Annotated in this window: 10 protein-coding genes and 1 pseudogene; 6 read left to right on the top strand and 5 right to left on the bottom strand. The window is 69.8% G+C overall.

Annotation, left to right across the window (positions count from 1 at the left end):
• Positions 1-439 precede the first annotated feature (439 nt).
• The gene (locus ACIBA9_RS29770) at positions 440-958 is read right to left on the bottom strand and encodes a hypothetical protein (protein ID WP_399367812.1); all 519 of its coding nucleotides are present in this window, start codon (positions 956-958) and stop codon (positions 440-442) included.
• A gap of 498 nt (positions 959-1,456) precedes the next feature.
• Complete coding sequence (locus ACIBA9_RS29765; protein WP_399367810.1) at positions 1,457-1,627, bottom strand: hypothetical protein; 171 nt, start codon at positions 1,625-1,627, stop codon at positions 1,457-1,459.
• 668 nt (positions 1,628-2,295) lie between these two features.
• Between ACIBA9_RS29765 and ACIBA9_RS29760 the strand changes: the two genes are divergently transcribed.
• The 5 genes and pseudogenes from ACIBA9_RS29760 to ACIBA9_RS29740 form a co-directional block, all read left to right on the top strand.
• Complete coding sequence (locus tag ACIBA9_RS29760) at positions 2,296-3,135, top strand: CPBP family intramembrane glutamic endopeptidase (RefSeq protein WP_399367808.1); 840 nt, start codon at positions 2,296-2,298, stop codon at positions 3,133-3,135.
• Complete coding sequence (locus ACIBA9_RS29755; RefSeq protein ID WP_399367806.1) at positions 3,132-4,412, top strand: histidine kinase; 1,281 nt, start codon at positions 3,132-3,134, stop codon at positions 4,410-4,412. The genes ACIBA9_RS29760 and ACIBA9_RS29755 overlap by 4 nt, the downstream gene beginning before the upstream one ends.
• Positions 4,376-5,020: a response regulator gene (locus tag ACIBA9_RS29750; RefSeq protein ID WP_399367804.1), complete on the top strand. Its 645-nt coding sequence runs from the start codon at positions 4,376-4,378 to the stop codon at positions 5,018-5,020. Before ACIBA9_RS29755 ends, ACIBA9_RS29750 begins: the two co-directional genes overlap by 37 nt.
• Positions 5,021-5,467: 447 nt before the next feature.
• On the top strand, positions 5,468-6,049 hold the full coding sequence (locus ACIBA9_RS29745; RefSeq protein WP_399367802.1) for a hypothetical protein: 582 nt from the start codon (positions 5,468-5,470) through the stop codon (positions 6,047-6,049).
• Positions 6,050-6,181: 132 nt separating this feature from the next.
• Positions 6,182-6,441, top strand: a pseudogene (locus ACIBA9_RS29740) (LysR family transcriptional regulator); the annotation flags it as partial.
• A gap of 130 nt (positions 6,442-6,571) precedes the next feature.
• Here the strand turns inward: ACIBA9_RS29740 and ACIBA9_RS29735 are convergent.
• A complete protein-coding gene (locus ACIBA9_RS29735; RefSeq protein ID WP_399367800.1) occupies positions 6,572-6,973 on the bottom strand; it encodes a hypothetical protein in 402 nt (133 codons plus the stop codon).
• A 91-nt stretch (positions 6,974-7,064) separates the two neighbouring features.
• Here ACIBA9_RS29735 and ACIBA9_RS29730 point away from each other — a divergent pair, with 91 nt between their 5' ends.
• Positions 7,065-7,976, top strand: a complete 912-nt coding sequence (locus ACIBA9_RS29730; protein WP_399367799.1) for an ADP-ribosylglycohydrolase family protein — start codon at positions 7,065-7,067, stop codon at positions 7,974-7,976.
• 6 nt (positions 7,977-7,982) lie between these two features.
• Here ACIBA9_RS29730 and ACIBA9_RS29725 read toward each other — a convergent pair whose 3' ends face one another.
• Together ACIBA9_RS29725 and ACIBA9_RS29720 are read right to left on the bottom strand one after the other, a co-directional pair.
• Complete coding sequence (locus ACIBA9_RS29725) at positions 7,983-9,464, bottom strand: hypothetical protein (RefSeq protein WP_399367798.1); 1,482 nt, start codon at positions 9,462-9,464, stop codon at positions 7,983-7,985.
• A gap of 264 nt (positions 9,465-9,728) precedes the next feature.
• Complete coding sequence (locus ACIBA9_RS29720) at positions 9,729-10,265, bottom strand: hypothetical protein (protein WP_399367797.1); 537 nt, start codon at positions 10,263-10,265, stop codon at positions 9,729-9,731.
• Positions 10,266-10,606 lie beyond the last annotated feature (341 nt).

Below are 10,606 nucleotides of genomic sequence, written 5' to 3'. Positions count from 1 at the left end.
CCGCGTCGGACACGGGTTCCGGTTCCGTTCCTCCGCGGAACACGGACTCCGAGAAGCGTCCGACGCCCGGGCACGTGGCGTGCGTGATGGACGGGAACGGCCGGGGGGCGGCGGCTCGTTCACCGCGACAGCGCGGCTCTGGTCGCGCCTCAAGTCGCGCCGGGCCCTCACGCGCCAGGCGGAAAACACCAGCTCGCAGAGCACGCCGAGGAACGGGCGGCACGCCGACTACTGCAGCTACCAGACGACCAGCGAGGTCGTCGCCGTCGGAACACCCCCGTGCCGGCGGGAAGGACACGCTGCACGTGGTCCAGCCGAGGCCGCTGGTCGGGCACCCCCGCGTCGGCGCACTCCTTCTGTTTGGTGCTGGGGGCCTCGCTGACACAGCTAACGAGGGTCGCGGCTGCAGCGACGGCGACTGATCCCCTCATGGTCGACCTCAACTCAGCCCGTTGAGCCCGGCCTTGTACACGGCCGCCTGCTGCGGGGTGAGGTAGTGGGAGACCCTGACCAACACCGTGCCGTGGACGTAGTCGTACTCGGCCAGCGCGGGCATGCTCTTCGTGACGGCCCGAATGTACTTCGCGCGGGCCTCAGCGTCCGTCGGGCTGCCGAACACCTCCACCTCTCCGCCGCGTTCGACATCGCCCTTGTGCGTGTACTCGACGTCGGCCGCCTTGATCCGGCTGTCGGAGAAGGTGACCTTCGACGTGTATTGGCCCGGCCGGCCCAGCAGGTGGTCGGGGTCGTTGGCAGCGGTGACGGTACCGGACAGCTTCGCCGGGGCGACTCTCGCAGAGAGCTTTGTGAAGGCGCCGCTCGCAGTCAGTGGCTTCGCCTGGGCAGCGGGCGCGGCGGGCTTTCCGGCGGCGTCCGTGGCGGCGGTCTTGCTGCTACATGCGGTGAGCGCGGCGAGGAGTACGGCGGCCGTGGCAGTGGTGAGGGCGGTTCGCTTCATGCGTGCGATCGTGGCGGCTGGGCGGGGATCGTGAAGGCGGCATGACGGTGTTGTGACCGTGCGTTCGAAGTGAACGGGGTGGGTGCGCCGACGCCAATGGGTACCATCCGCGTCACGGCACGCGGGAGGGGGCGCCCGTTGGGGGTGTGACGGGGGTTCGACTGTCCGGCGGGATCGGCCCTCTACGCGTGTCCATGCCGGTACTGCCAGCAGTGGGAGGCTTCCTCGGCCTGGGCGTGGCTGCGATCAAGGTCACGCTCTACCTGCTGTGGCTGGAGCTGTGGCTCGGCGCCCGGATTCTGTACGGCTGTCACTGGATGCTGCGAGCGTTGTACTGGGAAGCGCCGCGTGCGGCGTGGCGGGGGGGGGGGGGGGGGGGGGGGGGGGGCGGCCCCCCGCCCCCCCCCCCCCCCACCCCCAATGGCTGAGTCTCAGCGGGCTCCAGGGCCCCGCCCGGAGAATCCAGGCGGCGTCATGGCGCGACCTCCCTTAGGCGCCTCAACTGCTCTGTGCTGACACGTCCGTGATCTCTACGGACACCTTCGTCGCTGCCGAGGTGGTGCTGATCATGGACGGCGTGTAGTTCAGGCTGGTCTGCTCCGTCAGCTCGGCCGTTTCGATGACCGGGCCGGACTCGTCACCGTGGATCTCATAGGTGATTTCGTACACCGCGGCCGGGTCGATGCTCTCACTTTCGCCCAGGTAGGTCAGGTGCGGCTCGACCGTGAGGTTGCACCTGCGCGGGGCCCCAGTTGCCGAGCCGGGCGCAGGCTGGGTCCGGGGGGAGGGGACGGCGCCGCCATCGCCCGGGGCTGCCGCGCAGCTGGCATCGCCCTGTCCGCGATGAACGTGTCCGAGGGCGCGCGGGCGCTCATTGTCCGACTGGCGCGCAGAGGTCGGGGCGGCCCCCGTACCAGGGCGCGTGCGAAGGGGCCGCCCCCAGCCCCGCCGTCCTGACACGGCAGAGCCGCATCGACGGTATCCGCCGGGCTGCCGCAGCGCTGCCCGCGCAGCAGCGGCGCAACGTCACGGGCGCGTTCGTAGAACCGGTGCTTGCCGGGCCGTTGAGCAGCGCGACCTGGCCGGCGAGCGCCGTCGTGGTGGTGGGCGTCTGGCTGGCGTACCGACGCCGCGGCGGGCACGGCGTGGTGGCCAGGTTCGGTGGGGAGGGCGGCTCCGGGGTGTCCGGGGCGGCCAGGCGTACCTCGGCGTAGGGCGCGGTGCGTGGGGTGTATCCAGGTCCACCCCGGCCCGGTTGCCAGGTGCAGTGGCCTGCCGGGCGCCGGGCGGCATCGTGTTCCGCGTGCTGATTCATCACCAGGGAGAGGAAGGTGCTCATGGGGGGCATGCGTGCGGACTTCGCGGGGCGGACGGAGCGGCGGGGCGGCGTGTGGGGCACGGTGGTCGTGTTCTCTGTCGTGGCCTCCGTGGCGGCCGGAGCGCTGGGGGCGGTGCAGCCGGCGACCGGCATACCGGAAGAGGTCGTGCAGCTGACCCAGTTCGGGCCGGCCCTAGCGGTGGGCGTGGTCGCGCTGTACCGGCGCCGGCGGACGCGCGAGCTGTTGCGGGGTGCCGCCGGGGCGGGTTCGGGTCCCCGCTCCCTGGGCGGTGCGGTGCTGCTCGGTGCGGCCGGGCTGATCGTCGCGCTCTGCGTGCTCGGGTATTACGCGGTCCGCGGGGTGGTGCCCTTCACGTCGCCCGGGTCTTTGCAGCACGCGTTCGCGCTGATCGTGGTGGCGCAGCTGGTGGGGGCCTGTGGGGAGGAGGCGGGCTGGCGTTGCTTCCTCCTGCCGCTGCTGCGCAGCCGGCTGGGGACGGTCGCCTCCTCGGTGGTGGTGGGTGTGTTGTGGGGGGCCTGGCACGTGCAGGTGTTCGCGCAGGCGCCCCTCTACGCCGCCGGGTTCCTCGTGGCCACGGTGGCGATGTCGGTGGTCCTGGGTGTCGCGCTGGAGGGCACGGGCGGATGGCGGAGGCTGCTGCTCGCCGGCGGCTTCCACGCGCTGGTCAACATCGGGCTGCTTCTGTTCCTGGACGAGGAGTCGGGTGCGGTCCTGCCCATGGTGTGCTTCGGGCTGTCCTGCCTGGCGGTGGCCGCCTCGGTGGTCGCCGTCTCGTTGCGGGCCGGTCGGAGAGCGGCGAGGGCGGTGCCCGGGGCGACTACTCTGCACGGGACATGAGTTCGAGATCCGCCGCGCTCCGTACGGGGCTTTTCCACCACCTGGCCGCCGTCGGCCGCTGCCATCTCGCCGGTCTGCTGGGCTTGCGGGTGGTGGCGGCCGGTGCGGGCGTCGTGGGTGCGCTGCTGTTGTTGCCCGTCGGTCTGGGCCTGTGGCTGCTGCCGCCCGCCTCGGGCGCGTTACGCCGGTGCGGTGACATCGCCCGGCACAGGGCGGAGCGGTGGTCGGGGGTGCGAGTCACCGCACCGGATCCGCTTCCCCGAGCCGCGGGGGCGCGCGCGGTCCTGGCCGACGCGGGGTTGTGGCGGGACCTGTCCTGGGCGTGGCTGGAGCCTTTGGTGGGCGGCCTGCTGGTGGCAGTGCCGCCGTCCCTGGTGGTGTACGGGCTGTTCGGGGCGCTCGTACAGCCGTTCGCGTGGCGGCTCCTCGACGACGGCAACTGGTACGCATTCGTGCCCGTCCACAGCACCGGGCTGATGCTCGCGGCGCTCGTGCTGGGCCTCGGCTTCACGGCGGCGGGGCTGCTCCTCGCACCGCTGGTGCTGCGCCTGCACGCGCGGTGGGGACGGCGGCTGCTCGCCGCCCCGCGCGTCACCGAGCTCCAGCGCCGGGTCGGGCAACTGACGGACAGCCGGACCGAGGTGCTGGAGGGGCAGGCGGCCGAGCTGCGGCGGATCGAGCGGGATCTGCACGACGGGGCCCAGGCGCGGCTCGTCGCCCTCGGGATGCGCCTGGACAGCGCGACCCGGCTGCTGGAGGACGATCCGCCGGCCGCCCGGGCGGTACTGCTGGAGGTGCGCGAGCTCTCCGGGCGGGCCCTGGAGGACCTGCGCGGCCTGGTCCGGGGCATCCAGCCGCCGGTCCTCATCGACCGCGGCCTGGGCGATGCCGTGCGCTCCCTGGCCCTCGACAGCTTCCTCGATGTGGACGTCGACGTCCGTATCCCCGTGCGGCTGCCGGCCGCAGTGGAGTCGGCCGCCTACTTCGCCGTCAACGAGCTTTTGGCCAACGCGGCGAAGCATTCCGGTGCCGACCGCGTGGGCGTGCTGCTGGTGCACGAGGACACGGGCGTCGACGGGCCGCGGCTCCGCGTCACCATCACCGACGACGGCCGCGGTGGTGCGGATCCCTCCCGGGGGACCGGGCTGCTCGGAGTCCGCGGGCGGTTGGCTACCTTCGACGGGACCCTCGTCCTGCACAGCCCGCAGGGCGGCCCGACCACCGTGACCCTGGAGATCCCGTGCGTGTCGTCCTTGCCGAAGACCTCTTCCTGCTGAGGGACGGCCTGGTCCGCACGCTGACCGAGCACGGCTTCGACGTCGTCGCCGCGGTGGACAACGGCCCCGGCCTGCTGCGCGCCCTGCTGGAGGAACGGCCGGACGTGGCGGTCGTCGACGTACGCCTGCCGCCCACCCACACCGACGAGGGCCTCCAGGCCGCCCTCGAAGCCCGCCGCCACCACCGCGGCCTGCCGGTGCTCGTCCTGTCGCAGTACGTCGACCAGCTCTACGCCAACGAACTCCTCTCCAGCGACGACGGCGCGGTGGGCTACCTCCTCAAGGACCGCGTCACCGACACCGGCCAGTTCATCGACGCCGTACGCCGCGTCGCCGCGGGCGGCACCGTCCTGGACCCGCAGGTGATCGGACGCCTGCTGGCGCGCGGCGAGGCCCGCGGCACGATCTCCGCCCTCACCCCACGCGAGCGCGACGTCCTGGAACTCATGGCCGAGGGCCGCTCCAACACCGCCATCGCCGCCACCCTCCATTTCAGCGAGAGCGCCGTCGCCAAACACACCGCGAACATCTTCGCCAAGATCGGCATCGCCCCGTCGGCGGAGGACAACCGGCGGGTCCTCGCGGTCCTCGCCTACCTGCGGCGCTGAGCGGCCCGCCGGCACCCGGGACGCCGCACACCGGCAGAGGCGCCCGGCCATGTCCCTCGGTTCCGTCGAGGGGCCGTCCCCTCGGGTGTAGGGAGCACGAAGAGTGGTGCCATCAGATGCCCACCCTGCGGGGACTATCCCCGCGGGTGCGGGGAGCACGTGACCGTCAGACGCCGAGGCCACGCCTGGGGGAGCCAGCGGGTGAGAAAGCGCCCTCAGGCCGGGTGGGCAGTTGGTGGGAACGATGACGGTCATCAGCCGAGCCCCGAGTCGCCGTACTGTTCAGGCCTGAGGCAGCTGACCGAGAGGCCGGCCCCGGTCGGCCTCCGCCTCTAGGAAAGCGGCCACGTCCGGCTCCGCGAGGGCTTCCCGGAGTTCATCACAGCCGATCGGCTGGCCAAGCAGTACATCGGCAGGATCAGGGAGTGGTTCGCCGACCTTGATCTCATGCTGGTGGACGACCACGGCATGCCTGTCGCGACCGGCTGGCGTATACCGATCCGGTGGGATGGGCGAACGGAGACACTCCCGACTGGCTACACCCAGGCCACGATCCGCGCCGTGGAGGGCCGCGAACAAGGCGTCGAACCCGACACCCTGGTGATCTGCGGGGCAATCGTCACCCCGTCACTCAAAGGACGCGGCCTGGCCGGGGAGACACTCAAGGCGCTGCGCCAGCTCGCCGCGGACGCAGGATGGCCGCGCGTCATAGCACCGGTCCGCCCGACCTTGAAAGCCCGCTACCCACTCACGTCCATCGAGGCCTTCATGAGGTGGACCCGCCAGGACGGTATGGCCCTGGATCCATGGATCCGGACGCACCAGCGCCTGGGCGCCCGCATTCTCGCAGCGGCTCCCCAGTCGCAAACCATGACCGGCACGATCGCTGAGTGGGAGCGGTGGACCAGCATGGTGTTCCCCGAAACGGGTTGCTACGTCATCCCTGAAGGGCTGAGCCTGCTAAAGCTCGACCGCTCCGCTGATCTGGGCACCTACGTAGAGCCCAATATCTGGATGCAGCACATCTGAGTACCGAAAGGGCTCTCCGACTACCGCATTCAGTGCGTGATGCCGTCATGGCGGCTGGCATCGGAGGCCGGTGCCAGTGAGGCAGCCTCCGAGGGCGGACTGTAAAACATTCGGTGTAACTCCCGATCACGGGCGGTACCAACGACCGGAGAGTTCGCCGGACGCACCACAGCGCACGTCGACGGGCTGGTCGACGCCGCGTGACTCGCCACCCCGTCAACGAACTTCGAGCCGCTGCTCGGCGTCCGGCCCGGCCTGCCCGGACGACCGCGCATCATCCACTCCGCGACTGGCTGACGAAGCTCCAGCTGGTCACCGGCGGCCTCGGTGTGACGACGGTGCCCTCCCGGCTCTCACCGGTACTGCCACCCGGGGTGATCCTGCTGCACGTCTGGCTGCACAGCTCTCAGCAACCATCCCCCACGGGCGCGGGGAGCACATCCTGATCAACTCATCGCCTACCGTGACATGGGCCATTCCTGCGATTGCGAGAACGTGGGAAGTCCCTGTTCAGCGTCCCTCTCATGGTTTTTGCTGAAACCCCAGCGCTCGGCTCACTTCGAGGGAGACACTGAGCAATGCTTCATGGTCGGCTGGCGGTGTGCGGAAGCCATGACTACGAGCAGTCTCCAGGAATTCCCGCGGAAGGTCGATATTGTATCCCTCGACGTACCATGCCAAGTCCTCTCGCCATACATACTGCCCGTCCGTGAGGACGGACGATCCGCCCGGCACCCGAAAGGCACCACCAATGACATCAGTGGTCAACTCCGTCACGTCGAGGATGGGATAGCCGGACTTCAGGTAGCTGACGATGTCTCGGACCGCGTACGAGCCTGCACCCGATTCAGGCGGGGGCACGGAGCCACCCCAAGATGGGGAATACCGTGGATCCATTTCCTGATAGAAACCGATCAATTGCACTTCAGCCTCCGATGATTGGTAGGAAGGTACGCCAGTATCCGCCGTTGTCGATCGGGGCGCGGAAGCGTCGTCGTGCTGCGAAACTGTCCCGGTGATCACTGTCCCCACTGCTGTGCTTGATTCGTTGTGCGGGCTCGCGTTCGGCGATGCCTTCGGTGACCGTTGGTTCGGCATCTTGCGCCGGGAGGGTCCGGCGAGTCTGGAGGCGCGCACGCTGCCCTCTGAGCCGCTGTGGCGGTGGAGTGACGACACCGCCCAGGCGCTCGTTCTCGTGCGCGAACTCGTCGAGGGCGGCGGCACGGTCGACCAGGGCCGGCTCGCCCGGCGCTTCGCGGCGGCCTACGCAGAGGACACGCACCGCGGGTACGGGGCCTCGATGCATGACGTGCTCCGCCGGATCGGTGCGGGCGAGCCCTGGCAGGAGGTGGTCGCCGGACAGTTCGGCGGCCAGGGTTCCTGGGGCAATGGCGCGGCCATGCGCGTCGCTCCGCTGGGTGCCTGGCACTGCGCCGATCTCGATGCGGTCGCTGAGCAGGCCGCCCGTCAGAGTGCGGTGTCGCACCATCATCCGGAGGCGGTCACCGCAGCGGTGGCGGTCGCCGTGGCCGCAGCGCTGGCCACCCGCAGCCGGGGCGGGAACGCCCCGGCCAGATCGGACTTCCTTCGGGCAGTCGCCGAGCGGCTCCCTGACAGCGACGTCCGGTCAGGGATACGGGTCGCTGCGCGGATGCCGGCGCACACTTCGGTCCGACACGCCGCACAAGTCCTGGGCTCCGGCTACCAGATGTCGGGGCCCGATACCGTCCCGTACGCCCTGTGGTGCGCCGCGGGGCACCTCGACGACCTGCACGACGGCTTGTGGTTCACGGTCGCCGGGCGCGGCGACATCGACACCACCTGCGCTATCGCGGGCGGTGTCATCGCCGCCCGCACCGGCGTCGCCGCCCTTCCCCCTGCCTGGCACGCAGCCCGTGAACCGCTGCCCCCAATCTTGGCGGGGTGAGAACTCCTATCGGAATGTGTTCGGTCTCGTCACCGAAACCGGCAGCCCTGTCGCAGGCGAGGAGATCGCTGCCAGCCAAGCTGAGTTGAGGCACACTCCCACAGAATGGAATCGGTTGCCCCGTCGACGGCGGCTTGTTCGTCGTCGGTCAGCGGGGTTGCCGACCGCATACGTCGGAGACGGTACTTCGCCTCGAGGAGCTGGGCTTCGCTGAGGTGGTTCGGCGTGTGGAAGTCGCAGAGCGCAGGGACCATGGAGTGCGGGCACTGCTCGAATAGCGGTTCCTTCTTCGTGACCGGCCCACGGGTGATGATGTGATCGTGGAGGCACCGGTGCGCGAATGCGGGGTTGTGAGCCGAAGCCTGCCGCCCGAGTTGGTCCAGTCAGGGCTGGAGGACGTGATCGCCTCTGCTCTGCGCGGGTGCGCGCGAGAGTAACGGCGCACCGCTGCCCGGCGGCAAGGGCGGCGGAGCGGTATGACCTGGTGATGCAGCGGTGATCGGTTGGACAATCGGTCGTGGCCGTGACGGACTCCCAGCGGGCGTACTCCTCCAGGAGCGGGGCGAAGTGGCCGCGGACCATCTCCAGGCCGACGGTGGCCACCGAGAGGTGCAGCGGTGGCTCATCGGTGCCGATGAGGTCGGCGATGGCGGACATCGACTTCACGAGGTCGCCGCGCACGGCCTGCTTCTCGAACTCGGCCATCTGCGCGTAGGAGTCCGCGATGGACTTGGCGGGCATCGCCGAGTTCGGCGTGAAGTTGATGCTGAAGCCGGCCAGCTCCACCACTAGGACCTTGATGCCGAGCGGCTGCAACTCCCGAGCCAGGCCCTCGGTGAGGTTCTGCACGGCGCTATTGGAGGACGTGTACACGGTCATCATCGGCAGGGCGGGGCGCTCGGCCCCGGACACCGGGCTCGCGAGGCGGGTCCGCGCGGCGCAGGACGCGGTCCGAGCAAGGCGCCCATCGTGGCCGCCACCACCGACGGCATCCACCGCGGATGCACGTGGCCGGGTGCGTCGGTGGCCTTGTCTGGGGCGGTCAGGCTGGCGTACGTGCTGTTGAGCGGAGGGGGTGTGGGCCTGGTGAACCTGTTCTGCGGCGGGATGGGTGCGTGGTGCGGCGGGCGCGGTGGCCCTGGAGCCTTCACGGATTCGGCGCTCGGCCAGCGGCATCGCTTCGGGGAGCCGGAGGTTCCATGTCTGCTGCCGGGGTCCGGCAGCCGGCTTGGGGTCGCCCGAAAGCCTCGCGCCCAGGCTCTCGAGCAGGTCGGCCAGTGTGCAGTTTCTCTCGAGCATCTTCACAGGCCGGAATTTCATGATCGTTTTGCAGGTGCCCCGGGTCAGGTCGACGGGCTCTTTGAGGTGGCCGTTCACCTCCCAGCAAGCCTGGTGTCCCAGCCAGGGCAGCGCCGGGGTCAGCGTGACGGCGAGGTGGTCCAGGACGTAGGTGCTGTTGCCCACGCCTTCCACGAGGTGAAGGCTCATGTCACTCGTCACCCGTTTGCGGGCCGGGAAAGCGCCGGGCACATACCCGTGGCGGCGGCCTGAGAATACGCACTGGCGGGCACAAAACCGCAGGCGGCGGGCCGGTGAAGGCAAGGGGTGGCCGCACGGACACCGGATGACGCGCGCCCGGGATCCGGTACCGGCAGGGCCGTGGGGGACGTGACCGCTACGCACATGGGTCAAACTGGTGCCCCGGCCCGATTCCGGCGGGCCGGGGCTCCACAGTATGCGGGTGTCCGCGGCCTAGTACTCGTCGTGGTGGCGCTTGACCACCCGGAAGCTGGCCACCACACCCTCGTCGATGTCGATGCCGTCTACGCAGCCCGGGTCCACGCCGTAGCTGGAGCTGTGCGGGCCGACGGTGGCGATGGGAGCGCCGTTGTCACAGACGGCCCCGCGGAAGACCTCGACGGCCTTGCGGCTCTCGTTGCGGACGTTCAGGGTCTTTGCGCCCAGGCCGCTGACCACGGTGATGCAGTCGCCGGGGTGGGTGGAGTACGACCGCTCGTTGATCTGGATACGGCCCTCGTCGTCGCCCCGGCCGTCGTTGTCGTCGTCCCGGTCGTTGCTCCTGCCCTCGTTGCCCTTGCTGTTGTTGCCTTCGTTGCCCTTGCTGTTGCTGTTGCTGTTCTGCCCGTTGCCGCTGGTTGCTGTGGCGACGGCGGCCGGGACCTCCTGGGGCGCCGAAGCGGAGGCGGCCGAGGCGTACGTGATGCCGGTCGCGGCCAGAGCTGCGGCAGCCGACACAGCGGCGGTGACCACGGTCGAACGAAGCTTCATCTCACGATCTCCTGTCGCACAGAGAGGCGCCGGCCCGTCGGACCGGCTCGTGAACGAAATTACCTACAGCTGACATGACTGGCATATCGGGAGATCAGCCTTTGGGCTCCGAACAGGGTATTTTCCGGGTCTCATCGGTAACTGACGAAGTATCATTTCAGTGACGTCCAAGGCATATTGACACACTATTAGGCCTTCCAGGTGACTTTCTGATGCCTGCTCATAGCGTCGTGACGGCGCGTCGCTGCGGATCCGATGAACTGGGTCGTGTTAGGAGGGCGCCGCGCGCTCAAGCTCGGCTGTACCTCACCTCCAGACGAGCGGCGCTGCGATCAACGCCG

Origin of the sequence: Streptomyces sp. NPDC051452 (assembly GCF_044454765.1) — a bacterium.
In the GTDB taxonomy this organism is placed as follows: domain Bacteria; phylum Actinomycetota; class Actinomycetes; order Streptomycetales; family Streptomycetaceae; genus Streptomyces.
The sequence above is the reverse complement of the archived record's forward strand: the minus strand, read 5'-3'. Positions and strand labels throughout refer to the sequence as shown.